Annotated in this window: 18 protein-coding genes and 1 pseudogene; 16 read left to right on the forward strand and 3 right to left on the reverse strand. The window is 70.5% G+C overall.

Translation table 11 applies throughout. The annotated features are described in order from the left end of the window. The first annotated feature begins 31 nt into the window (after positions 1-31). From ACIQLK_RS05945 to ACIQLK_RS05965, 5 genes are read left to right on the forward strand one after another with little or no spacing between them, the layout of a single operon-like run. Positions 32-619 carry a potassium transporter Kef gene (locus tag ACIQLK_RS05945; protein ID WP_400363403.1) on the forward strand — a complete coding sequence of 196 codons (588 nt, stop codon included), beginning with the start codon at positions 32-34 and terminating at the stop codon, positions 617-619. Next, positions 616-2469 carry a VWA domain-containing protein gene (locus ACIQLK_RS05950; RefSeq protein WP_400363404.1) on the forward strand — a complete coding sequence of 618 codons (1854 nt, stop codon included), beginning with the start codon at positions 616-618 and terminating at the stop codon, positions 2467-2469. Before ACIQLK_RS05945 ends, ACIQLK_RS05950 begins: the two co-directional genes overlap by 4 nt. After that, positions 2462-3073: a phosphohydrolase gene (locus ACIQLK_RS05955; RefSeq protein ID WP_400363405.1), complete on the forward strand. Its 612-nt coding sequence runs from the start codon at positions 2462-2464 to the stop codon at positions 3071-3073. Before ACIQLK_RS05950 ends, ACIQLK_RS05955 begins: the two co-directional genes overlap by 8 nt. Beyond that, positions 3066-4415, forward strand: coding sequence for an AMP-binding protein (locus ACIQLK_RS05960; protein WP_400363406.1), 1350 nt, complete (start codon positions 3066-3068; stop codon positions 4413-4415). Before ACIQLK_RS05955 ends, ACIQLK_RS05960 begins: the two co-directional genes overlap by 8 nt. 42 nt (positions 4416-4457) lie before the next feature. Then, on the forward strand, positions 4458-6248 hold the full coding sequence (locus ACIQLK_RS05965; protein ID WP_400363408.1) for a DEAD/DEAH box helicase: 1791 nt from the start codon (positions 4458-4460) through the stop codon (positions 6246-6248). Positions 6249-6967: 719 nt separating this feature from the next. Here ACIQLK_RS05965 and ACIQLK_RS05970 read toward each other — a convergent pair. Beyond that, complete coding sequence (locus tag ACIQLK_RS05970; protein WP_400363410.1) at positions 6968-8767, reverse strand: glycoside hydrolase family 2 protein; 1800 nt, start codon at positions 8765-8767, stop codon at positions 6968-6970. Between the two features lie 56 nt (positions 8768-8823). Further along, positions 8824-9795 carry a LacI family DNA-binding transcriptional regulator gene (locus ACIQLK_RS05975; protein WP_400363878.1) on the reverse strand — a complete coding sequence of 324 codons (972 nt, stop codon included), beginning with the start codon at positions 9793-9795 and terminating at the stop codon, positions 8824-8826. Between the two features lie 216 nt (positions 9796-10011). Between ACIQLK_RS05975 and ACIQLK_RS05980 the strand changes: the two genes are divergently transcribed. Genes ACIQLK_RS05980 through ACIQLK_RS05995 form a run of 4 tightly spaced genes read left to right on the forward strand, consistent with a single transcriptional unit; the run spans position 10012 to position 14126 of the window. Continuing rightward, on the forward strand, positions 10012-11313 hold the full coding sequence (locus ACIQLK_RS05980; protein ID WP_400363412.1) for an ABC transporter substrate-binding protein: 1302 nt from the start codon (positions 10012-10014) through the stop codon (positions 11311-11313). After that, complete coding sequence (locus tag ACIQLK_RS05985; protein ID WP_400363414.1) at positions 11303-12283, forward strand: carbohydrate ABC transporter permease; 981 nt, start codon at positions 11303-11305, stop codon at positions 12281-12283. The genes ACIQLK_RS05980 and ACIQLK_RS05985 overlap by 11 nt, the downstream gene beginning before the upstream one ends. After that, entirely contained in the window at positions 12280-13161 is an 882-nt protein-coding gene (locus ACIQLK_RS05990; protein ID WP_400363415.1) for a carbohydrate ABC transporter permease, read from the forward strand. The genes ACIQLK_RS05985 and ACIQLK_RS05990 overlap by 4 nt, the downstream gene beginning before the upstream one ends. After that, the gene (locus ACIQLK_RS05995) at positions 13158-14126 is read left to right on the forward strand and encodes a glycoside hydrolase family 43 protein (RefSeq protein WP_400363416.1); all 969 of its coding nucleotides are present in this window, start codon (positions 13158-13160) and stop codon (positions 14124-14126) included. Before ACIQLK_RS05990 ends, ACIQLK_RS05995 begins: the two co-directional genes overlap by 4 nt. 13 nt (positions 14127-14139) lie before the next feature. On the opposite strand, the gene ACIQLK_RS06000 is transcribed toward ACIQLK_RS05995, so the two are convergent. Beyond that, complete coding sequence (locus ACIQLK_RS06000; RefSeq protein ID WP_400363417.1) at positions 14140-15672, reverse strand: PucR family transcriptional regulator; 1533 nt, start codon at positions 15670-15672, stop codon at positions 14140-14142. A 107-nt stretch (positions 15673-15779) separates the two neighbouring features. Here ACIQLK_RS06000 and gabT point away from each other — a divergent pair, with 107 nt between their 5' ends. The 7 genes and pseudogenes from gabT (at position 15780) to ACIQLK_RS06035 (ending at position 25280) form a co-directional block, all read left to right on the forward strand. Beyond that, a complete protein-coding gene (gene gabT, locus ACIQLK_RS06005) occupies positions 15780-17138 on the forward strand; it encodes a 4-aminobutyrate--2-oxoglutarate transaminase (RefSeq protein ID WP_400363418.1) in 1359 nt (452 codons plus the stop codon). A gap of 2 nt (positions 17139-17140) precedes the next feature. Then, positions 17141-18622, forward strand: coding sequence for an amino acid permease (locus tag ACIQLK_RS06010; RefSeq protein WP_400363419.1), 1482 nt, complete (start codon positions 17141-17143; stop codon positions 18620-18622). Next, entirely contained in the window at positions 18615-19973 is a 1359-nt protein-coding gene (locus ACIQLK_RS06015) for a flavin monoamine oxidase family protein (protein WP_400363420.1), read from the forward strand. The genes ACIQLK_RS06010 and ACIQLK_RS06015 overlap by 8 nt, the downstream gene beginning before the upstream one ends. Then, complete coding sequence (locus tag ACIQLK_RS06020) at positions 19970-20854, forward strand: universal stress protein (protein WP_400363421.1); 885 nt, start codon at positions 19970-19972, stop codon at positions 20852-20854. Before ACIQLK_RS06015 ends, ACIQLK_RS06020 begins: the two co-directional genes overlap by 4 nt. Positions 20855-20871: 17 nt before the next feature. Next, positions 20872-22407 (forward strand): annotated as a pseudogene (locus ACIQLK_RS06025) (APC family permease); the annotation flags it as partial. A gap of 26 nt (positions 22408-22433) precedes the next feature. Then, positions 22434-23894 (forward strand): NAD-dependent succinate-semialdehyde dehydrogenase, encoded by a 1461-nt coding sequence (locus ACIQLK_RS06030; protein WP_400363423.1) that lies wholly within the window; start codon positions 22434-22436, stop codon positions 23892-23894. 21 nt (positions 23895-23915) lie between these two features. Next, complete coding sequence (locus ACIQLK_RS06035; RefSeq protein WP_400363425.1) at positions 23916-25280, forward strand: NAD-dependent succinate-semialdehyde dehydrogenase; 1365 nt, start codon at positions 23916-23918, stop codon at positions 25278-25280. Positions 25281-25326: the final 46 nt, after the last annotated feature.

Genomic DNA, 25326 nt, shown 5'->3' on the forward strand with positions numbered 1-25326 from the left:
CCACCTCGCGGCTCCACCGCCGGCCGCAGGTATGCCGCACGTCGAGGGTGTCGACGTCGACCTCGCAGCGCGGAACACCGCGGCCGCGGGCGGGGATCCCGCGCGCTTCGCCGCCTCGCTCGCTGCGGGGTTCGCCGCGGCATCCGACGTCGACGTCGTCGATCTCGCCGGTGTCGCCGCCTGGCGGGCCGGGGCGCTCGCGTTCCGGGCCGACGCCCTGCAGCGTCTGGCGCGGTTGTCACAGACGCATCCGGATGCCGCGGCCGCCGCACTCGCGCTCGATTCCGCGGACCTCGGCAGATTCCTCGAGGCGCAGCACGACGACCGGTTCTGGTGGCCGGGCCGGGAGGCATCCCGCGGCTACGTCTGCGCCGTCGGAGGCTTCGTCGGCCTGGGCGGGGCGTGGATCGAGCCGCCGGTCGAGGCGGTCGCGCTCGCCGATGCGGGGGCCTTCGGCATCCGGACGGGGGAGCAGTGGTGGCGTCTCGACGCCGACGTGTGGGGGTCGCGGCTCCGACCGCTCGACGATGCTCCCGAGGCCGCTTCCGGCGGAGCGGCGAGCATCGTGTCCTTCCCGGATTCCTACCTCGCCTGGGTCCATGTGAGGGACGCAGCGTGAGCGCCGCCGCCACGGTGTCGCCCGAGGGCGGAACCCTGCAGGCCTGGCAGAGCGCGCTGGAGCTCTGGGGCGTGCACCTGCGCGACGTGCGCCTCGCTCCCGGCGAGGGTGCCGCCAAGGGGACCGCAGCGTGGTTCTCCTTCCCGCCGTCGGTCACCGTCGACCCCGAGGTGATCCGGGCCTGGGGCGTCGAGGACGAGGTGGAGAGTCTGTTCGCCCACGAGATCGGCCACCACGTGCTCGCCCCCGCGACGCGGACGGATGCGTTGAAGATCCGGCATCAGCTCGCCCGCGCGCTCGCCGCTGCGGGTGCCGACCCCGTCGGCGGTGAGGACCTCGCCCTCCTGTCCAACCTCTGGACCGACCTGCTGGTCAACGCCCGGGTCGCGCTGCTGCAGCACCGTCGGGGCGACACCGCACCGGTCGGCATCGTACGTCTCGTGCAGGCGACGCTCCCCGCGCCGGGCAGCGCCGACCGCCTCTGGTGGGTCTACCTGCGCACGTTCGAGCTCGTGTGGGGACTCCCCGCCGGTCGCCTCTGCCCCCCCGCCCCGCCGGCTCCGACCCCGCGGGCGGCACCCGGGGCTCGGAACGAGCCGCCGCTGGACAGCATCCCCGAGAAGCACCGCGAGAAGGAGCGGGCCCTCCGCGAAGCCCGGCGTGAGCGCGATCGCATCGCCGCCGAGCTCTCGGGTGCGATCACGACGCAGCCCGCGGCCGACGCCGACCAGCTCGCGCGCGTCGTGCGGTCCTTCGCCCACGATCCGGTGCTCGGCGCGCTCCGGTTCGGCGTGCTCACCGCGCCCTACATCGTCGAGCGGCAGCGCTCAGCGAAGCCCGGACCGACGTCCGAGCAGGGCGCCGGATGCGCGGCCGACGACGCGCCCGCCACGTCGGAGGAGCTCGGACGCATCCTCTCCGACCGGCGGTTGCACGGCGGCATCCCCGATCACCCCGGCAACACTCCCGGCGGCCTCACCCTGGATCGGGACGGCGACGGGATCGGGCAGGGCAAGGGTCAAGCCCTCGGGCTCGCCCGCACGCTCGAGCTGTACGGGGCGAGCGACCCCGATGAGGTCATGGCCGCCTGGTACCGCGCCGAGGCGGCGCCGTGGGTGCGGTCGTTGACGCAGCGGATGCCGGCGGTCCCCGCTCCGGAACTGCCCGGCCCCCTCGAGGTCTGGGAGGCGGGCGACGACCTCGCGGATCTCGACTGGTCGGCCACGCTCCAGGCGGGGGCCACCGTCCTCCCCGGCGTCACGACGCGCCGGAGGTCGTTCCTGCCCGACGAGCCGGCGCCGCGCGAGGCGAGCATCGCGCTGGATGTCTTCATCGACTCCTCGGGTTCCATGTCGCGGCCCGATCGGGGATCGCCGGCGGTCCTCGCCGGCATGATCGTCGCGCTGTCGGTGCTCCGCGGAGGTGGCCGCGTACGCGTGACGAGCTTCTCGGGACCCGGGCAGGTCGCCGGATCCGAGGACTTCCAGCGCACGGTGAGCGGCGTCGTCCGTGACCTGGCCTGCTACTTCGGCGGGGGGACGACCTTCCCGCTCGACCTGCTCGAGCGGCGCTACGCCGGGCTCCGTCCCCCTGGACCCGATGAGCGACGGCACCTCCTCGTCCTCTCGGACGACGGGCTGGTCTCGATGTTCGGCGACGGCAACGCGGGTCACGCCGACGTCGCCGAGCGTGTGCGGCCCCTGTTGACGACGGCCACGCTTCTGCTCACCGTCCGCTCCTCGCGGGTCGACGCGCAGGCAGAGGCTGCCGGGTACGAGGTCCTCCACGTCCGGACGATGGATGACGCACCCGCCGCGTGCGCCCGATTGGCGGAGGCCCTCCATGGCTGACTCCGAAGCCCTGCTGTCGGCGTGGTCGGCGTCGGCCCCGCCCGAGGACCGCGCCTGGCAGGCCACCGTCCCCGGTCCCTCGCTCGCGGCGGTCGCCGCGCGGATGGCGAGCGTACCGCGCCCCTTCCTCGACGGGCGGGTGTCGCTCGTGGCGCTGGCGGGCGACGTCCTGCGGCCCCGGCTGCTGGCCATCGATCACGCAGACGACGGGCGGGTCCGCCGCGGGGCCGCGATCGGTCTGTGGCTCGTCGCCAGCGAAGACCTCGTCGAGCCGTTCGCTCCTGCCGTCGCGGCAGCGCCGGGGATCGGACGCGCCGTCGACGCGCTCGCTCTCCGCCTCGCGCCGGTCGTCGACCCCTGGGAGTGGCTCTCCGACGACGAGCGCCGCGAGGAGGCCGTCCGGACGTTCCTCCTCTGGGCCGGGTTGCGCCCGGCGGGCGAGGACGTCGCGACCGCGCGCAGTCTGCTCGAGGCCCGCGATTCGCTCCGTCGCAACGAGGCGCTCGCACAGGCCTACGCCGCCCACCGGCATCGCGACGAGATCGCCCGCCGGCTCGCCGAGGCGCGCGCGAAGGAGGCGGCGGCGAGGTACTCAAGTGAGTGACCCCGACGACCCCCTCGCGCTGGCCGAATACGCCCCGGGCTCGGCGGCCGTCCTGACCGACGCGGAACGCTGGCCCACGATGGATGCCTCCGGTGCCGCACGCCTGCGCCGGTGGCGCCGGCATCCCGCCGCACCGGACTGGGTGCACGCGACGGGCGATCGGCTGACGGCCGAGATGGTCGAGCGAACCCGCGTCCCGCTCCCGACGGACGGCTGGCTCGAGGCGCACCTCGAGGCGGCGCGGAACCTGCTCGCGTACCGGGGCCGCGGCGGCCTCACGGCGCTGACGGACTTCCCGCCGATCACGCGCCAGCACCTGGTCGACGACCTCGCCTCCTTCGTCCCGCTCGACGCCGATCTCGACCGGATGCTGCACGGGACCAGTTCCGGGTCGACCGGTGCCGCCCTCCTGATCCCCGACGACGTCGAAGAGGTCGCCCGCGGCTTCCACCTCATGGTCTCGCTCGTCCGGGCGCAGGGGATCGACTGGGCTCCCGACGGCGAGCGGTTCGCCGTGGCATCCGTCGTCCTGCAGCGGCAGGCGTTCACGTACGTCTCGCTCGTGAGCGGATTCGCGCACCGCGCGATGGCGCGGCTGAACCTGGATCCGGGCGCGTGGCGGCGGGCCGGGGACCGGGGCGCGTTCCTGCGGGACGCCGACCCGCAGGTGATCTCGGGTCACCCGACGAGCCTCGCCGAGCTCCTCCACCCGGACCTGCGCACGGCGGTGCGACCGCTCGCGCTCTTCTCGGGAGCGATGGCGCTGTCCGCGCCGCTGCGCGCCGACCTCGAGGACGCGTTCGGATGCTCCGTCATCGACGTCTACGGCCTGCACGAGACCCGGCCCATCGCGGTCCGCACCGATGACGGGCCCTTCCGCGTGCTCGACCGGCGGGTGCACGTCGAGATCCTGGATGCCGCCGGGGACCCCGTGCCGGACGGGGAGATGGGTGAGGTCACGGTGACGGCGGGAGAGAACCCGTTGCTGCCGCTCGTCCGCTACCGCACGGGCGACACGGGGCGGCTCGTGCGCTTCGCGGACGGCGGCGTCGGGATCGCCGACCTCGAGGGACGCGAGAACACGGTGTTCCTCGCCGGCGACGGGCGCCGCGTCCCCTGCGTCGATCTCACGCAGCAGTTGCAGACCCACGGTGCGCGGGGGTGGAGCGTCGAGCAGACGGCGGACGGCGCCGTCGACGCGCGGATCGTCGGTGGTGACGCGGATGCCGTCGAGCGCGCCCTCTCCGCGCTGCTCGACAGACGCGTCGTCGTGACCCGGCGCGATCGTCTGATCGAGCTCGGCGAGGGCAAGCCGAGGCGGTACCGCAGCGCTGCCGGCTGAGCGGCCCGGGCGCTTCCCAGGCCGCTCCACTACTGTGGGTAGGTGAGTGACCCCCAGACCCCGACCGAATCCGCAGAGACCCCCGCCCTTCCCGGCTTCGACGAGCTGGGCCTCACCGGTTCCGTCCTCGCCGCCATCAAGGACCTCGGCTACGAGACGCCTTCCGCGATCCAGGCCGCGACCATCCCCGTCCTCCTCGGCGGCCGCGACGTCGTCGGCATGGCGCAGACCGGTACCGGCAAGACCGCCGCGTTCGCCCTGCCGATCATGGAGAACCTCGACCTGACGCAGAAGACGCCGCAGGCGCTCGTCCTGGCCCCGACCCGTGAGCTCGCGCTCCAGGTGTGCGAGGCGTTCGAGTCCTACGCCGCCCGCATGAAGAACGTCCACGTGCTCCCCGTCTACGGCGGCCAGGGCTACGGCGTGCAGCTGTCCGCCCTCCGTCGCGGGGTGCACATCGTCGTCGGTACCCCCGGCCGCATCATGGACCATCTCGAGAAGGGCACCCTCGACCTCTCGCAGCTCAAGAACCTCGTCCTCGACGAGGCCGACGAGATGCTGAAGATGGGCTTCGCCGAGGACGTCGAGCAGATCCTCGCCAAGACCCCGGAGGAGAAGCAGGTCGCCCTGTTCTCGGCGACCATGCCGGCATCCATCCGTCGTCTCGCGCAGCAGTACCTGCGCGACCCGGAGGAGATCACGGTCAAGACCAAGACCTCCACGAACACGAACATCACGCAGCGGTACCTGATCGTGTCGTATCAGCAGAAGGTCGACGCCCTCACGCGCATCCTCGAGGTCGAGGACTTCGACGGGATGATCATCTTCGTCCGCACGAAGAACGAGACCGAGACCCTCGCCGAGAAGCTGCGCGCCCGCGGCTTCAGTGCGGCGCCGATCAACGGCGACATCCCGCAGCCGCAGCGCGAGCGCAGCATCCAGCAGCTCAAGGACGGCAAGCTCGACATCCTCGTCGCGACCGACGTGGCTGCCCGCGGTCTCGACGTCGAGCGCATCAGCCACGTCGTGAACTTCGACATCCCGACCGACACCGAGTCGTACGTGCACCGCATCGGCCGCACGGGGCGTGCGGGTCGCAAGGGCGACGCGATCAGCTTCGTGACCCCGCGCGAGCGCTACCTGCTCGCGCACATCGAGCGCGCGACCCGACAGGCGCCGACGCAGATGCAGCTGCCGACGACCGAGGACATCAACTCGACGCGTCTCGCGCGCTTCGACGACGCGATCACGGCGGCGCTCGCCGAGACCGACCGGATCGCCGGCTTCCGCGATGTGATCGCGCACTACGTCCGCAACCACGATGTGCCCGAGCAGGACGTCGCCGCCGCCCTCGCCGTCGTCGCGCAGGGCGAGACGCCGCTGCTGCTCGACCCGGCGTCGGACCAGCTCGCGAAGACCCTCGCCGCAGACGCCGAACGCGGCACCCGCAAGGACCGACCTGCTCGCGTTGACGGGCCGCGCGAGCGCCGCGGCAAGGGCGACTTCACGACCTACCGCATCGCCGTGGGACGTCGTCAGCGCGTCGAGCCGCGCCAGATCGTCGGCGCGCTCGCGAACGAGGGCGGCCTCGGCCGCGACGACTTCGGGGCCATCACGATCCGTCCCGACTTCTCGCTCGTCGAACTGCCGACGTCGATGGATGCCTCGGTCCTGGAGCGACTGAAGGGCACCCGCATCTCGGGTCAGCTCATCGAGATCCGCCCCGACCGCGGCCGTCCCGGCGGCGAGCGGCCGAAGCGCTCCTACGACGACCGGCCGCAGCGCTCGTACGACGACCGGCCGGCTCGCAAGCCGCGCCACGGCCGCGACTGACGGCATCCGCTGACCGGGCGGGGTGCCGTTGCATCCGCTCGTTCGGCGTCGGTCCCTTCGCCGCGTCGGGCGAGGGCCGCTGCCGCTGCCCGCCGTTCGCGGATGCAATGGATCGCGCTCGACGCGCCGCCCGGGGGCCGGATCCCTCGGCGAGTCGCGCACGGACTATTGCGTCCGCTGACGGCTGACGTTGGGCGGGGCCCACGGGCACCCGCGCCCGAGAGGATGCCGCTGCCCGCCGTTCGCGGATGCAATGGATCGCGCGCGACACGCCGCTCATCGGCCGGATGCCGCGGCGTGTCGCGCACGGACTATTGCGTCCGCTGACGGCTGCAGTCAGGTCGGGTCGGTCTCCCCGGGGCGCCCGCCGCCGAGCGGATGCCGCGGCCCGTTATTCGCGGAGGCAAGTGATCGCCGGCGACGCGCCGCTCACGGGCCGGGTCCCGCGGCGTGTCGGGCACGGACTATTGCGTCCGCTGACGGCTGCAGGGCCGGGCGCATCGGCGCCGGCTGACGCCTGCAGGCCGGGCGCACCGGCATCCGCTGTCGGCTGCAGGTCACGTCGGGCCGAATTCCCGGCCACTGCAGCCGAGCGGATGCCGCTGCCCGCCGTTCGCGGATACAAGTGATCGCCGGCGACGCGCCGGTCACGGGCCGGATCCCGCGGCGTGTCGCGCCGAAACTATTGCAGCCGCGAACGCTGCGCGCGACACCTCACCTCAGTCGCCGGCAGCCCCGGTGATGGCGGCGCGGATGCGGTCGACCGGGATCTTCGGCGTGCGGTCGGCGGTCACGAGGCCGTTCGTCTCCTGCAGGGTGTCGGTGAGCTGGGTGTAGCAGAAGCCCGCCAGCGCCTCGCTGGCGTGCACGGCGGCCATCAGACCCTCGAACCGTTCCGCGAAGTCGTCCGGCGAGGTCGCCGAGGAGTACCCCCACGCGCCTTCCGCCGCATCGGTGTCGAACGAGATGCCGCCGAACTCGGTGAGCATCACGGGCGCGTCCGAGACGTCGCCGCTGAGGATCAGGTCTCGACCCGCCGGGCCGGTGGTGTCGATGAGGCGACGGATGCCGGCATCCGTCAGGTAGCGCTCCCGCACCACCTCGGGACGCCACTCGTAGTCGTGGATAGCGACGATGTCGGTGTCGACCTGCTCCCAGCCGTCATTCGAGACGACCGGCCGGGTCGGGTCGAGGGCCTTCGTCATCGAGACGAGCGCACGCGCGAAGTGCTGCATGCGCGGGTCGCTCGCGATGTGCTGCACGCCCCAGCTCTCGTTGAGAGGCACCCACGTCACGATCGAGGGGTGGGATGCGTCGCGCCGGACGACCTCGAGCCACTCCCGCGTCGTCCGCTCGATGGCGGTCCGCGTGAACGTGTAGCTCCCCGGCGCCTCGCCCCAGACGAGCAGGCCGAGCTGGTCGGCGGCGAGGAGGAAGCGAGGGTCCTCGAACTTCTGATGCACGCGCGTCGCGTTGAACCCCAGCGAGCGGATCAGTTCGACCTCGTCGCGCAGCGCCGTCGCCGACGGGGCGGCGAGGTGGGTGTCGGGCCAATAGCCCTGGTTGAGGACCGACCGAACGTAGTACGGGCGGTCGTTGAGCCAGAACCGTCCGCGGGCGACGTGGGCGGTGCGGATGCCGAGGTACGAGGCCACGCGGTCGTCGCCGACCGTGACCGTCGCGTCGATGAGGCGGGGGTGCTCGGGTGACCAGAGAAGCTCCTCGTACGACTGGCCGTTGCGGAGCTCGGGGATCGGCAGGACGACGGTCGCTTCGTTCTCGGTGACGACGGTCCGGATGACCGCGAGCTGCCTGCCCTCGAACGACAACGAGATCGCGGCGTCCGTCGCGGTCGCGGGCCGTCCCGACAGTTCGAGGTCGGCCGTGACGATCCCGGCGCGGGGGTCCGCCGTCCACCGGAGCGCCGTGACATGGAGGGGCGGCACGCTCTCGAGCCACACCGGCTGCCAGATCCCGGTGGTCCGGTGGTACCAGATGACGTGCGGATCCTCGCGCCAGTCCTGCTTGCCGCGCGGTTGAGCGATGTCGAGCGGGTCGTCCTCGACGCGCACGACCAGGCGCGACCCCGCGCGGGCGATATCGGTGACATCGAGGGCGAAAGGCGTGTGCCCTCCTTCGTGCGATCCGACCAGGGCACCGTCGACCCAGACGTCGCAGCGGTAGTCGACGGCGCCGAAGTGCAGGAGGAGGCGTCGTCCGGGCTCGTGACCGGCGGCCTCGAGGTCGGAATCGGTCACGTCGCGGGAGTACCAGACGACCCGGTGCATCCCGGTGTCCGCGACGCCCGATGCCGCCGACTCGGGCGGGAAGGGGACGACGATCTCTCCCTGGCTGACGCCGGATGCCGGCCACCCCGAGGCGACGCCCTCGTCGGCATCGTCGTGTGCGAAGGCCCACGTGCCGGTGAGGTCGGCCCACGCCGGCCGGGCGAGCTGAGGCCTCGGGTAGGTGCCGTCCTGCGTGCTGGCACGCACGGCGCCGTGGTCGTCATCGATCATGGCGACCAGCATGCCTTATGGCATGCAGCGCTGTAAACCTGGAATCGCTCGGAGGTTCAAGAGGGCGGGACCGTCGGGGCGCTCTCGCGGACGGCGATCCGGTGGGGTGCGATCTCGTGGCGACCGACACCGTCGTAGCCCGCGACGCGCTCGAGGAGGAGCTCCATCGCGCGGGTGAAGAGCGCGTCGACGTCGGGGCTGACGCTCGTCAGGCTCGGGAAGGTGACGGCGCTCAGTCGCGTGTCGTCCCAACCGGTGACCGCCACGTCCTCCGGTACGCGGATGCCGCGCTCGTGCAGAGCGCGCAGGGTTCCCATCGCGGCGAGGTCGTCGCGGCAGACGACGGCGTCGACGTCCCACCCCTTCTGCAGCGCCTCACGGACGGCGGCGGCCGTATCGGCGGCGTCGATGGATGCCGTGGCCACGAGCATCCGCGGATCGGCGCGGAGGCTGGCTGCGGCCAGCGCCTCCTGATAGCCGAGGATGCGCTGGCGGGACGTCTCGCTCAGAGCGGTCGTCTCGTGGCCGACGAACCCGATGCGACGTCGGCCGGAATCCAGCAGGTGCGTCGTGATCTCGCGGGCGGCGGCCACGTTGTCGATCATGACGTGGTCCATCGTGAGGGGAGCGGGGATCTCGCCGAGGAGCACGATGGGGATCTGCGATCGGTGCTGTGCGATCTCGGAGGGACTCATCTTCGACGGCTGGAACAGCATGCCGTCGACGAGACCCGCCTCGGAGCTCGCGATCAGCGCACGTTCACCCTCGAGGGTGTCGTCGGTCTCCTCGAGCAGGACGCGGTAGTCGAAGTCCTGGGCGCGGCGCGAGGCGACGTGCGCGAGCTCGGCGAAGTAGGGGATCGCGACGTCGGCGAAGGCGACGGCGACGAAGCCGGTCCGGCCGGTCGCCAGGCGCCGGGCCACGACATTCGGACGGTAGCCGAGTTCGTCGATCGCTCGTTGCACCCGTTCGCGCATCGCGGCTGAGACGTGGGGGTAATCGCGGACGACGTTGGAGACGGTCTTCATCGACACGCCCGCCCGCTCGGCGACGTCCTGCAAGCGCGGTCCTCGCATGGGGACTCCCTTCAACGGCTCGCGGGCCACAGTACAACGCCGGACCCGCTCACCCGGGCAGGTGTCAGGCGACCCCGTTGACATGAAATTTCTAGCGCTGTAAATTCGACGGCACTCACACAGCGCGCCCGGGCTCCGGGCGGGGAGTACTCAAAGGAGAGCAATCACATGATTACGCGACTTTCGCGGGGCCTCGGTCTCGGCGTCGCTGCGGCGCTCGCCGTCTCACTCAGCGCCTGCGGCGCATCGAACTCCAGCGAGGGCGGGGTGTCGGGTGAGGACTACGACGGTCCCGCCGTCGAAGTCACCTTCTGGCACGGCTGGACAGGCGGTGCCGCGCCGACCATCGTCCCGAAGCTGATCGACAAGTTCAACGCCGAGCACGACAACATCAAGGTCAAGAACGTCCCGCAGGAGTGGGCCGACATCAACTCGAAGATGCCGCTCGCCGTGAAGGCGGGCAAGGGCCCCGACGTCGCCGTCCTCCACGGCGACGACCTGGCCACCTACGCCGCGCAGAACCTGCTGCAGCCCGCCGACGACATCATCGACGGGCTCGGCTACGGCGAGGGCGACTTCCCGCCTGATGTGTTCGAGATGGGTGACTTCCGCGACGCGCAATACGCCGTGCCGTGGAGCGTCACCCCGCTCGGACTGTTCGCGAACAAGGACGTCATGAAGAAGGCCGACCTCACCGAGGTGCCGACCGACCGCCAGGGCTACCTAGACGCGCTGGAGAAGCTGAAGGCGGCCGGCGTCCAGGGCGAGTGGGTCGACGGTTACGTCTTCACGGGGACGTTCGAGTTCCAGAGTCTGCTCTGGCAGTTCGGCGGCGATCTGTACAACGACGACGTGACCGAGGCGACCTTCAACTCGGAAGCCGGGGTCGAGGCGCTCACCTGGATGACGGACCTCGTCGACAAGGGCTACAGCCCGAAGAACGTCGCCCAGGACGGCAACATCAAGGCGCTCCTCGCCGGCGACACCGCCTTCAACTGGAACGGCGTCTGGCAGACCACCAACACCGCCTTCGGTGACCTCGACTGGGCAGCCGCCCCCGTGCCGCAGATCGGAGACGAGAAAGCGGTCTGGTCGAGCTCCACCCACTGGGTGTTCCCCGCGAACAAGGGACAGAGCGCCGACGAGACCTCGGCCGCCGCGACCTTCGTGAAGTGGATGAACGACAACTCGGCCGGCTGGGCGGAGACGGGCGAGCTGCCGGCGGCCAACACCGTCCGCGAGGACCCGGCCATCCTCGAGAAGTACCCCAACCTCGAGCCGTTCATGCAGCAGCTCGACTACGCCCACTACGAGACCGTGTCGCCCGGCATCAACGAGGCCAACGCGCTCATCACCACCGCGATCAATGAGGCGCTGACCGGCAAGAAGACGCCGCAGGCCGCGCTCGACGACGCGAAGGCGAAGGCGGACGCGATCATCGAACAGAACCAGCAGAAGTATGGCGAGTGACCTCGCCGCCACGACGGCCGTCCCGGCCGACCGCATCGTCGGTCGGCCGGGCGGTCGTGGCCGTCGTCCGGCCGCACGTCGCCGGCGCACCCTCATCGCCTATCTGTTCCTGGCGCCGTTCCTGGCGCTGTTCGTCACGTTCGTCATCGTGCCGGCCTTGTTCGGCGTCTGGATCAGCCTCACCAACTGGTCCCCGTTCCGCGACAGCCAGGACTTCATCGGCCTGAAGAACTACCTCGACCTCTTCACCGCCGGATCGACGACGTCTGCGGACTTCTGGAACTCGATGCGGGCGACGGGACTGTTCGTCGTCCTGAGCGTTCCGTTCCTCGTGGTCGTGCCGCTGTTCATCGCCGTCCTCCTGAACCGCAAGCTCCGGGGAGCCACGTTCTTCCGCACCGTGTTCTTCGCGCCCTACGTGCTGGGTGTCGCGATCGTCGGCGTGATCTGGAGCTACGTCTTCGACACGCAGTCCGGCATCCTGAACCATCTGCTGGGGTTGTTCGGTCTCCCGAGCGACACTCCGTGGGTGGTCGACACGCCGTGGGTGTGGGTCTCGCTCGTCGGTGTCACCGTCTGGTGGACCGCCGGACTCAACACCGTCATCTTCCTGGCCGGACTCAAGGGCATCAACACGGACCTCTACGAGGCCGCGGCGCTCGACGGTGCCGGAGCCGCGCGCACGTTCTACAGCGTGACGCTGCCCGGACTGCGCCCCGTGATGATCTTCATCACGACGACCACGATCCTCGCCTCGGCCAACATGTTCGGACAGTCGTTCCTGTTGACGAACGGCGGTCCCGGGAACGAGACCCGCACGGCCATCATGTACATCGCCGATCAGGGCCTGTCTCAGAACAACATGGCGCCGGCCTCGGCGATGAGCTACGTCCTCTTCGCCTTCCTGGCGATCATCAGCGTCGTCAACTTCCGTCTGCAGCGCGAGCGCAGCGAGAAAGCCGTCTCATGACCGACACCGCCGTCCGTCCCGCCGCGACGCAGGCGCCTCCCGTGCGCCGGCGATCCCCTCGCCGAGCGGGCGACCTCACCGCCTACGCGATCCTCGGTGCCCTCGCCCTCGTCGTGATCTTCCCTCTCATCTGGATGCTCCTGACCTCGGTGAAGACCGATGCGGATGCCGTGCGCAACCCCTATGCGCTTCCGGACCCGCCCTCGCTCGAGGCATACCAGACGCTGCTTCTCAGCGGTCAGCAGCCGATCTTCCTCTGGCTGTGGAACAGCTTCGCGGCAGCGACTCTGCAGACGGTCCTCATCCTCGTCACCGCGTCGATGGCCGCCTATGCACTCGCCAGGCTCGAGTTCGCGGGCCGCAGCATCGTGTTCGGTCTCATCATCGCGACGCTCCTCGTTCCGCCGGTCGTCTTCCTCATCCCGAACTACCTCCTGGTCGAGAACTTCGGCTGGCTCGACTCGATCCTGGCGATCACGGTGCCCGGGGCGGCGAGCGCATTCGGGGTGTTCTTCCTGCGCCAGTTCTTCCTCGGCATCCCACCCGAGATCGAAGAGGCGGCTCGCATCGACGGTGCGGGGGACTTCCGGATCTTCTTCCAGGTCGCCCTGCCCCTCGCGCGCCCTGCACTCGCGACCCTGGCGGTGCTGTCGTTCCTCGGCAACTGGAACGACTTCCTCTGGCCCGTGTACGTGCTGCTCTCGCCTGAGAACATGACGCTGCAGCCCGGCCTCGCCATGCTGCAGGGGGCTTTCCGCACGCACTTCGGCATCGTCATGGCGGGCGCCGCGATCGCGTCGATCCCCGTGCTCGTCCTGTTCGCGTTCGCTCAGCGTCAGATCGTTGACTCCGTGGCAGGCGCGGCGGTGAAGGGATGAGGCGTGTCGTCGCGGCCGTGTTCGCGCTCGCGGGGGCGGTGTTCCTGAGCGGATGCGGAGCCGCGGCATCCGCTCCTTCGACGCCGTCCGAGTCGGCCGCGACCGGTTTCGTGATCGACGAGGATTTCCCCGATCCCGATGTCGTCTCGACGGACGACGGCTACGTCGCCTTCGCAACCGGGAGCCACGGGCTGAACATCCGGGTCGCGACCTCGCCCGATCTCGGCAAGTGGACGGTCGACAGGCGCGATGCGCTCCCGACCCTGCCCGCCTGGGCCTCGGCCGGACGCACGTGGGCGCCGGAGGTCGCACCTCTGGGCGAGGGGTACGTGATGTATGTGACGGCGGAGCACACGGCGTCCGGACGGCAGTGCATCGGAGTGGCCACGGCGGCGTCTCTCGATGAGCCCTTCTCTCCGGCGTCCGACGAACCGCTCGTCTGTCCCGTCGACGAGGGCGGTGCCATCGACGCAGCCACGTTCGACGACGAGGACGGCACGCGATACCTGCTGTGGAAGACCGACGGCAACTGCTGCGCCCTCGACACGCATCTGATGATGGCGCCGTTGTCCGAGGACGGACTGTCTCTGACGGCAGACCCGGTGACCCTGCTGACGCAGGATCAGCCGTGGGAGGGCGACCTCGTCGAGGCGCCGACTCTCGTCGCGAGGGACGGCGGCTACGCCCTCCTCTATTCCGCGAACGACTACGGCGGCGATTCCTACGCCGTGGGAGCGGCCTGGTCCGACACGCTGACCGGCCCGTATGCGAAACAGGAGGGCCCGATCCTGTCGACGTCGGGCAGCGATGGCGCATTCCGCGGCCCGGGCGGCCAGGATGTGGTGGCGACGCCGGACGGCGACGTCCTCGTCTTCCACGGGTGGGACGAGCAGTACATCTACCGCGGTCTGCACACCGCCCCGCTCAGCCTCGAGCAGGGGCGTGCGGAGGTTGCTCTGGGCTGACCTCGGGCGCCCCTCACCCTCCGAGGTGGAACGCCGTCCACAGCTCGGCTCGGGCCGCGAAGGACCCGAGGTCCGTCCCGAGCACCTTCTCGGCCGCGGCGAGCCGCGTGCGGACGGTGTGGCGGTGCACCCCTAGGGCGGTCGCCGCGCGCTCGTTCGAGCCGTCCGCCTCGAGCCAGGCGCGCAGCGTGTCCTCGAGCCGGCCGCCCGTCTCGCGGTCGTGCGCACGCAGCGGCGCGAGGTATCCGGAGGCGACGGTCGCGGCATCCGCAGATGTCAGGGCCGACAGGATGCCGCGGTTCTGGACCTCCGCGAAGTGCGACAACCCCGGACCCGCGGCGCGGTCGCGCGCGGCGCGTGCCTGGGCGAGTGCCCGGCCGGCCTCGGCGTAGCCCACCGGCTCCGAGACCCCGACGCGCACGGCGAATCGGGTCGGGAGCTCCTCGAGCGTCGCGGCGGCGGAGGCGGGCACCACGATCACGACGTCGTCGTCCAGGGTCCCGTACAGCAGGGCGCCGTGACGCTCATCGGCGCGGAGTTCGAGGACGTCGATGAGCGCGTGCGTGCGGGGACCCGCGGCATCCGTCACCGCGGCGACGATCGGCGCCGCGGGCAGCGGTCCCCACACGTCGCGCGAGATCTGCCGGGCCAGGGCGGGATCGCCGGTCAGAAGGGAGCGGACCATCCCGGATCGCAGGGCGGTGCGGGCGCGGGACAGGCGCTGGTGCTGTTCGAGCGCGAGGCCTGCCATCGCGATGACGGCGGTGACGACGTCCCGGCCCGCCTGATCGAGCTCGCTCGCCGCGATGGCGAGGACGCCGCGGAGGCTCCCGCCCCGACCCAGGGTCTGCAGCGTGAACGCGTCGGTGTCGGACCGCAGCGACGAGCCGGCGCGGGCGCCGCGGCGCAGGACCGCATCGACTTCGATCCGCAGGACCGACGACGCCTCGGACGTGAGCGTCCCCGCGGGGTGCTCGCGGACCAGCTCGCCGGCCGCGTCGTACATCCCCACCCACGTGTCGAGCTGCTTGGCGAGTTCGGCGATCGTCGCGTCGAGTCCGTCGGGCCGCAGCGCCGCGAGGGCGATCGCGCGCTGCGCGGACAGGGCCCAGCTGCGCCGGGCGTACGCCTGCGCCGCGACGGCCTCGGCGTTGGCGCGCGCGACGGCGATGAAGGGCGTGTCGTACGGCACCTCGAACAGCGGCAGGTTCGCTCGTCGGCAGGCGACGGCGAGTCCCGCTGGGATGCCGTCGCGCGCCACCTCCGTCCCGAACCCCAGCGCGGCGACGCCCCGGTCGACGAGTCGGCGCACGTAGGTGTCGAAGGGGTAGCTGCTGCCGGTCGGGAACTGCGTGCCCGTGGTGAGGAGGACGAGATCGTCGGCGAGGAACGGGGTCGGGTCGTCGAGGTCGGAGCTGTGCACCCAGCGGGTCGGGCGGTCGAGGGCGCCCGGCGGCAGATCCTTCTCCTCGCCCGCGAGCCGCATCCGCAGCTCCCGGCGGCCGAGGAGGGCGCGCAGGGTGGGGTCGGCATCCCGAGCAACCATTCGCACCCCGCCTCCGCACCCCGTCTCTGTACGCTGCGTACAGCCCTGCGCCGAGAATAGACGCAATGGCGAGTGACCGCACGCACCGACGCCTCTACGCTCGCCGCATGAGCACCTCGATCGCCTCCGTCAGCACGCCCCTCGGTGGACCGTCCCTTCCCCAGGAACGCCGTCTCGAGACCGCGATCCCCGGACCGCGCTCGCAGGAGCTGCTCTCGCGCAAGGCCGACGCGGTCGCCGCCGGTGTCGGTCACACCGTCCCGATCGCGGCCGTCGCCGCCGGCGGCGGAGTCGTCCTCGACGCCGACGGCAACTCGCTCATCGACCTCGGCTCGGGCATCGCCGTCACGACGGTCGGCAACGCGCACCCGAAGGTCGTCGAGGCGATCGCCGCGCAGGCCGCGCAGCTCACCCACACCTGCTTCATGATCTCGCCGTACGAGTCGTACGTCGAGGTCGCCGAGACCCTCAATCGTCTCACCCCCGGCGACCACGCCAAGAAGAGCGCGCTGTTCAACTCCGGCGCCGAGGCCGTCGAGAACGCCGTCAAGATCGCCCGCAAGTTCACCGGCAAGCAAGCCGTCGTCGCCTTCGACCACGCGTACCACGGTCGCACGAACCTCACGATGGCTCTGACGGCCAAGTCGATGCCCTACAAGAGCGGCTTCGGTCCCTTCGCCTCCGAGATCTACCGCGTGCCCGGGTCCTACCCGCTGCGCGACGGCCTGTCGGGGGCGGATGCCGCGGCCCGCGCGATCTCGATGATCGAGAAGCAGGTCGGCGCCGACAACCTGGCGGCCGTCATCATCGAACCGATCCAGGGCGAGGGCGGCTTCGTCGTCCCCGCCGACGGCTTCCTCTCCGCCGTCGTCGACTGGTGCCGTGACAACGGCGTCGTCTTCATCGCCGACGAGGTGCAGTCGGGCTTCGCCCGCACCGGCGCCATGTTCGCGAGCGAGCACTTCGGCATCGTGCCTGACCTGATCACCACGGCCAAGGGCATCGCTGGGGGAATGCCCTTGGCCGCGGTCACCGGACGCGCCGACATCATGGATGCCACGCACACCGGCGGCCTCGGCGGGACGTACGGCGGCAACCCGGTCGCGTGCGCCGCCGCCCTCGCCGCGATGGACGCCTTCGAGAACGACGGCCTCATCGAGCGGGCGCAGGAGATCGAGACCGTGCTCACGAGGCGACTGCGCGAGCTCGCGGCCTCCGACCCCCGCATCGGCGAGGTGCGAGGGCTCGGCGCCATGATCGCGGCCGAGTTCGTCGACCCGACCACGGGCGCCCCCGACGCCGCGCTCACCGGCGCCATCGCGAAGGCCTGCATCGCGGCGGGCGTCATCGTCCTGACCTGCGGCACCTACGGCAACGTCATCCGGTTCCTCCCGCCGCTGTCCATCTCGGACGAGCTTCTCGCGGAGGGCCTCGACGTCGTCGCCGAGGCGCTCGGAAAGGCCTGAGTATGGCAGGTACGGACAACTGGTCGAACCCGGTCTCGCCCGAGACGTCGGCGGGACTCGGTGCGGTCACGAAGGCTCGCTCGAACAAGCTGCGCTCGCGACACGTGACGATGATCACCCTCGGCGGGATCATCGGGGCCAGCTTGTTCGTCGGATCCGGCAACGTGATCCGCGAGGTCGGTCCCGCCGCGATCGTCTCGTACCTCATCGGCGGGCTGCTCGTCTTCTTCGCGATGCGCATGCTGGGCGAGATGGCGGCATCCCGTCCCGCCATCGGCTCGTTCATGGAGTACGCCCGCGTCGGTCTCGGCGACTGGGCCGCCTACCTCGTCGGCTGGTTGTACTGGTACTTCTGGGTCGGCGTCCTCGCCTACGAGGCGGTGCTCGGCGGCGAGACCATGCACACGTGGATCCCGGCGCTGCCGTCCTGGGCCTGGTCGCTGATCCTCATCGCGATCTTCGTGGGGACGAACGTCATCTCGGTGCGGACGTTCGGCGAGGTGGAGTTCTGGCTCGCGAGCATCAAGGTGCTCGCCATCGTCGTGTTCCTGGGCGCCGGCATCCTGTTCGCCCTCGGGCTCTGGCCGGGCGCGACGTTCGCCGTCCCCAACCTGTGGGAGCACGGCGGCTTCGCCCCCAACGGCATCGGTGTCGCCTTCACGGGCGTCGCGCTCGTGATCTTCTCCTACTTCGGCACGGAGATCGCCGTCATGGCCTCGGCCGAATCCGTCGACCCCGCGAAGGGCATCCGGCAGGCCACGAGCACGATCATCTGGCGCATCCTCCTGTTCTTCGTCGGCTCGGTCCTCGTCATCGTGACGGTCGTCCGCTGGGACGAGCTCCCGGTACCGACCGACGTCGCCAACGCGCCGTTCACGATCGCGCTGTCGAAGTTCGGCATCCCGTTCGCCGACGTCATCATGCAGCTCGTGATCTTCACGGCCGTCATCTCGGTGCTCAACTCCGGCCTGTACTCGGCGTCGCGTATGTTCGCCGCCCTCGCCGACAAGGGGTTCGCGCCGAAGGTCGTTGCGACCCGCTCGCGGACCGGCGTCCCCGTCATCGCGCTCCTCGCCTCGACGATCGGCGGGCTCATCGCGACGCTCGTCAACTTCGTCGCACCGAGCTCGGGCATCTTCGACTTCATCATGAACTCGGCCGGTCTCGTGGCCCTCTTCGTCTACGTCTTCATCGCGCTCACGCAGATGCGGCTGCGCCAGAAGATGACGCCCGACGAGGAGGCGAACCTGAAGCTCAAGGTGTGGCTGCATCCGTGGCTGAACATCCTCCTGATCGCGGCCATCGCCGCCGTCGTGGCCGTCATGCTGACGTCCGAGTCCGGCCGCGCCCAGGTGTGGACGAGCCTCATCGCCACCGCAGTCCTGCTCGTGTTCTGGCCGCTCGTGCGGCGCAACCTCCGTCGCCGCTCCGACCACGCGTCCGGCGACCGCATCCCCTCCAACGAAGGAGTCGTGAATGACTGAGATCACCCGTGACGTCGTGATCGTGGGGGCCGGCGCCGCCGGACTCACCGCCGCGAACGAGCTCCGCAAGGCCGGGCTCTCGGTCGCCGTCCTCGAGGCGCGCGAGCGCGTCGGCGGCCGCCTGTGGACCGACGTCATCGACGGCGCGATGCTCGAGCTCGGCGGCCAGTGGGTCTCGCCCGACCAGGACGCGCTCATCGACACCGTGGCAGAGCTGGGCCTCGACACCTTCAGCCGCTACCGAGAGGGAGACAGCGTCTACGTCGGCCCCGACGGCGCCGTCTCGCGCTTCACGGGGGAGATGTTCCCGGTCAGCCCCGAGACCGAGCGGACGATCGACGAGATCACCCGACGTCTCGATGCGATGGTCGCCGAGATCGACCCCGACCGACCGTACGCGCACCCCAAGGCCGCCGAGTGGGACACGATCACGTGGGACGCCTGGCTGCGCCAGCAGACGGACGACGACGAGGCGGTCCGCAACCTCGCCTTCGCGACGGGCTCGGCGATGCTGACGAAGCCGACGCACGCGTTCTCGCTGCTGCAGTCGCTCCTCATGGCCGCCAGCGCCGGCAGCTACTCGCACCTCGTCGACGCCGACTTCATCCTCGACAAGCGAGTCGTCGGCGGGCTGCAGCAGGTGCCGGTGCTGCTCGCCGAACGTCTCGGCGACGACGTCTTCCTGAACCGTCCCGTCCGCACGCTGGAATGGTCGGATGCCGGTGTCACGGCGCACGCCGACGGTCTGACCGTCCGCGCCCGCAGCGCGATCCTCGCGCTGGCGCCCGTGCTCTACAACCGGATCTCGTTCGTCCCGCCCATGCCGCGGCTGCAGCACCAGATGCACCAGCACATCTCGATGGGCTTCGTCATCAAGGTGCACGCGGTCTACGAGACGCCGTTCTGGCGTGAGAACGGGCTCTCGGGCACCGCCTTCAGCCCGTACGAGATCTGCCACGAGGCCTACGACAACACCAACCACGACGACCCGCGGGGGACGCTCGTCGGCTTCGTGTCCGACCGGAACGCCGACGACATGTTCCGCCTCACCGCCGAAGAGCGCAAGGAGCGCATCCTCGAGTCGCTGTCGCACTACTACGGTCCCGAGGCGAAGGATCCGGTCGTGTATTACGAGAGCGACTGGGGCACCGAGGAGTGGACCCGCGGCGCGTACGCGGCGAGTTTCGACCTCGGCGGTCTGCACCGCTACGGCGCGGACGTGCGCACCCCCGTCGGCCCCATCCACTTCGCCTGCAGCGACATCGCCGGAGCCGGATACCAGCACGTCGACGGGGCGATCCGCATGGGCCGTCTCGCCGCACGCAACATCCTCGCGGACGGTCGGGCGTGACCAGCCGTATCGTCGTCGGCTACACCGCGACGAAGACCGGCCGCGATGCGGTGGCGGTCGCGAGCGGGTTGGCGGCGGCATCCGGAGCCGAGCTCGACATCGTCCTCGTCCTGCCGGGGGAGGGGCGAAGCGTCATCACCCCGCCCGACGCCTCGTACGACCGGTACCTGCTCGGTCAGGCCGAGTCCTGGCTGGCCGACGCGGCGGCGTCGGTGCCCGAGGGCGTCGTGCACCGCGAGCACGCGCGCTACGCGGAGTCCTTCGCCGAAGGGCTCGTCGAGACCGCCGACGAGTTCGGTGCGACGCATCTCGTCGTCGGGGCGGCCGACGGCGGCGCACGCGGGCGTCACCGCCTCGGATCGACGACCAGTCAGCTGCTCCACTCCTCCGACGTCCCGGTCGTGCTCGTCCCTCGAGGGGCCCGAAAACGGGTGACGGATGCCGGTGTCCCGCGACTCACCGTCGCCGTCGGCACGCGCGCCGGTGCCGACGTCCTGCTCGACGAGGCGATCGCCCTCGCGTCGGCGACCGGGGCGTCGCTGCGTCTGGTGTCGCTCGTCACGGTGGACCTGCCGGCATCCGTCGACACCGGCGTGATCCGCCTCGCCGGAGCCGCCCACGCCGAGAAGGTGCTCACCGACGTGCTCGCCGCGATCCCCGAGGGGGTCCGCGCCGACATCGTGACCGCGAAGGGCGACAGCATCGAGGACGCCGTCACGCACCTCGACTGGCTGCCGGGCGAGATGATCCTCGTCGGCTCGAGCCGTCTCGCGCAGCCGCGGCGGCTCTTCCTCGGTTCCGTCGCGGCGAAGCTGCTGAGCGAGATCCCGGTTCCGATGGTCGTCGTCCCCCGTACCCGCACCACGGACTCGTCCCGCTGACCCGAAGGAGCTCGACGATGAGCCAGCACGCCGCAGAGAAGGTCCCCGTCGCCGACGGCGGCCTCTCGAAGAAGGGCCTCAGCGCCGGGACGATCGGTCTGCTCGGCGCCGTCGTCATCGGCATCTCGTGCATCGCCCCGGCCTACACGTTCACCGCCGCGATCGGCCCGACGGCATCGGCGGTCGGAGCGCAGATCCCGGCGGTCATCCTCGTCGGTTTCATCCCCATGCTGCTGGTCGCCTTCGGGTATCGCGAACTGAACAATCGGATGCCGGATGCCGGCACGTCCTTCACATGGGCGACGCGCGCATTCGGACCGTGGATCGGATGGATGGCGGGGTGGGGGCTCATCGTCGCCACCGTCCTCGTCCTCTCCAATCTCGCCGGCGTCGCCGTCGACTTCCTCTTCCTGCTCGTGTCGCAGGTCACCGGTGACGCGTCGATCGCCGATCTGGCCGGCATCCCGTGGGTCAACATCGTCGTCTGCCTGCTGTTCATCGCGGGAGCGACCTTCATCTCATACCGCGACATGCAGACGACCCAGAAGCTGCAGTACGTGCTGGTCGGCTTCCAGGTGGTGGTGCTCGTCCTCTTCGCCGTCGCCGCGATCTGGAACGCCGTGGACGGCGGCGGCTTCGACTACCAGCCCTTCGACCTCGCGTGGTTCAACCCGTTCGCGGTCTCGTCGTTCAGCGCGCTCGCGGCGGGCCTGTCGCTGTCGATCTTCATCTTCTGGGGGTGGGACGTCACCCTCACGATGAACGAGGAGACGAAGGATCCTGAGCGCACGCCCGGGCGCTCGGCGACGATCACTGTCATCACGATCGTGACGATCTACCTGCTGCTGGCGATCGCGATGCTCATGTACGCCGGCACCGGCGACGGTGAGCTGGGACTCGGCAACGCCGACATCCAGGACAACGTCTTCTTCTTCCTGTCGGGCCCCGTCCTCGGCCCGCTGGCGTTCCTCGTCTCGCTGGCGGTCCTCACGAGCTCGGCCTCGTCGCTGCAGTCGACGTTCGTGAGCCCCGCCCGGACCCTCCTCGCGATGGGGCACTACGGCGCCCTCCCGAGGCAGTTCGCGCGAGTGAGCCCCCGCTTCTTCACCCCCGGCTTCGCGACGGTCGTCTCGGCGATCGTGGCCGCGGTCTTCTATGCCGTCATGCGGGCGGTGAGCGAGAATGCGCTCTGGGACACGATCCTGACCCTCGGTCTCATGATCTGCTTCTACTACGGCATCACAGCGTTCGCGTGCGTCTGGTACTTCCGCAAACAGTGGTTCGACTCGGTGCGGAACGTGTTCTTCACGTTCCTGTTCCCGCTGGTCGGCGGGATCATCCTCGCCGTGCTGTTCGTGACCACGCTCATCGACTCCGCCGACCCGGAGTACTCCGAGAGCGGCACCGACATCTTCGGCATCGGCATCGTGTTCTTCCTCGGGCTGGGCATCATCCTGCTCGGGATCGTGTTGATGATCGTGATGCGCATCGTCCGTCCGGCCTTCTTCCGTGGACAGACCCTGTCCCTCGACGCACCCCCCAGCGCGCGAAAGCTGCGCGCAGAAAGTGAGAACCACCGATGGCCTCCCGCGAGTCCGACCTCCTGTCCGCCATCCCGAACCAGCTCTTCATCGGCGGGGAGTGGGTGGATGCCGAGGGCGGCAAGACTCTCGACGTGTTCGACCCGTCGACGGGCGAGGTCATCCGCCGCATCGCGGACGCTTCACCGGCCGACGGCATCCGGGCCCTCGATGCAGCCGTCGCGGCGCAGGACGCGTGGGCGGCGACCGCTCCCCGTGAGCGCAGCGAGATCCTCCGCCGGGCGTTCGACCTCGTGCAGGAGCGTAAGGAGGACCTCGCCCTCCTGATGACGCTCGAGATGGGCAAGCCGCTCGCCGAGTCGCGCGGCGAGGTCGCCTACGGCGGCGAGTTCCTCCGCTGGTTCAGCGAAGAGGCGGTCCGCATCTCGGGGCGATACGGCATGAATCCTGAGGGGACCGGGCGCATCGTCGTCTCGCAGCGTCCCGTCGGACCGTCGTTCTTCATCACGCCGTGGAACTTCCCGCTCGCGATGGCGACCCGCAAGATCGCCCCGGCACTCGCCGCCGGGTGCACGGTCGTCGTGAAGCCCGCAGAGCTGACGCCGCTGACCACGCTCTTCTTCGTGCAGCTGCTCGCCGAGGCGGGGGTCCCCGCCGGCGTCGTCAACGTCATCACGACCGCCTCGTCCGGCGCCGTGTCGGCGCCGATCATCGCCGACCCGCGACTGCGCAAGCTCTCGTTCACGGGCTCGACGCCCGTCGGCCAGAAGCTCATCGCGCAGGCCGCCGAGGGGGTGCTCCGCGTCTCGATGGAACTCGGCGGGAACGCCCCGTTCGTCGTCTTCGAAGACGCGGACCTCGACAGGGCGGTCGACGGGGCGATGCTCGCGAAGTTCCGCAACATCGGCCAGGCCTGCACGGCCGCGAACCGCTTCATCGTCCACGAGTCGGTGGCCGCCGAGTTCTCTCGCCGGGTCGCCGACCGCGTGCGGGGGATGAACATCGGTCGCGGGACCGAGGACGGCGTGCAGATCGGTCCGCTCATCGACGACCGCGCGGTCGCCAAGGCGTCCGAGCTCGTCGGAGACGCCGTACAGCGCGGCGCGCGCGTCCTCGTGGGCGGCAACCCCGTCGAGGGCCCGGGCACGTTCTACGAGCCGACCGTCGTCGAAGGCGTCGTGCCCGGCAGCGCCATCCTGCGCGAGGAGATCTTCGGACCCGTTCTCGCCATCAGCACGTTCTCGGACGAGGACGAGGCCGTCCGCCTCGCGAACGACACCGAGTACGGACTCGTGTCGTACGTCTTCACGCAGGATCTCGCTCGCGGCCACCGGATGATCGACCGTCTCGAGACCGGGATGATGGGGCTCAACGTCGGTGTCGTCTCGAACGCCGCAGCGCCGTTCGGCGGCGTCAAGCAGTCGGGGATCGGTCGCGAGGGCGGCCTCGAAGGCATCCACGAGTATCTGAACGTGAAGTACACCCTGATCCCGGCCTGACCGGAACCACTGAGGAGCATCATGAGCGATTACGCCGTCGTCGACCCCGCCACCGGCGAGACCCACGCGACGTACCCGACCGCCACCGCCGATGAGGTCGAACGCGCCCTCGCCGCCGCCGACGACGCGGCGCGGGGCTGGGGCCGCACCTCGACCCCGGCTGAGCGCGCCGACCTGCTGCGCCGCGTCGCGCAGCTGCACCGCGAGCGTCGCGAGGACCTGGCGAAGATCATCGTCCGCGAGATGGGCAAGCAGATCGACGGCGCCCTCGGTGAGGTCGACTTCGCTGCGGACATCACGGAGTACTACGCCGACCACATCGACGAGATCACCGCCGACACCCCGATCCCCATCGAGGGGGAGGGGACCGCGGTCATCCGCAAGGCCCCCCTGGGGGTGCTCCTCGGCGTCATGCCCTGGAACTTCCCCTACTACCAGGTCGCCCGGTTCGCGGCCCCCAATGTCGCGGTCGGGAACACCATCCTGCTCAAGCACGCACCTCAGTGCCCCGAGTCGGCGGCCGCGATAGAGGCCATCTACCGTGATGCGGGCTTCCCCGTGGGCGTCTACACGAACGTGTACCTCACCAACGAGCAGGCCGCCGACGTCATCGCCGACCCGCGTGTGCACGGCGCATCGGTGACCGGCTCGGAGCGCGCCGGCGCCGCCGTCGCCGAGGTCGCCGGACGCAACCTCAAGAAGGTCGCCCTCGAGCTCGGCGGCTCGGACCCGTTCATCGTGCTGTCGGCCGACGACCTCGACGCCGTAGCCCAGGCCGCCGTCGATGCGCGCCTCGACAACACCGGTCAGTCCTGCAACGGCGCGAAGCGGTTCATCGTCGTCGACGACCTCTACGACGCGTTCGTCGAGGCGTTCACGGCGAGGATGGCGGCCGCCTCCGTCGGCGACCCGTGGAGCTCCGACACGGTGCTCGGACCGCTCTCCTCGGTCACCGCGGCGGAGCGCCTCGAGAAGCAGATCCGGGATGCCGCGGCCCAGGGCGCGACGATCGTCACCGGCGGCACGCGCGACGGCGCGTTCTTCACCCCGACCGTCCTCACGGGCGTCACGCCCGAGATGGACGTGTATCGCGAGGAGCTGTTCGGCCCCGCCGGCGTCGTGTACCGCGTGGCCGACGAGGACGAGGCGATCCGCGTCGCCAACGACACCCCGTTCGGCCTCGGCTCGTACGTCTACACGACCGACCCCGAACAGGCGGCTCGCGTCGCGGACCGGATCGAGGCCGGCATGGTCTACGTGAACCTCGTCCTCGCCGACGAGCCGGGTCTGCCCTTCGGCGGCATCAAGCGCAGCGGCACCGGGCGCGAGCTGGGTCTCCTGGCCGCCGACGAGTTCGTCAACAAGAAGCTCGTCCGCATCGGCTGAACGAACGGTGAGGGGCGGCATCCGATCGGATGCCGCCCCTCACCGT

The sequence above is a fragment of the Microbacterium sp. NPDC091382 genome (assembly GCF_044757025.1).
In the GTDB taxonomy this organism is placed as follows: domain Bacteria; phylum Actinomycetota; class Actinomycetes; order Actinomycetales; family Microbacteriaceae; genus Microbacterium.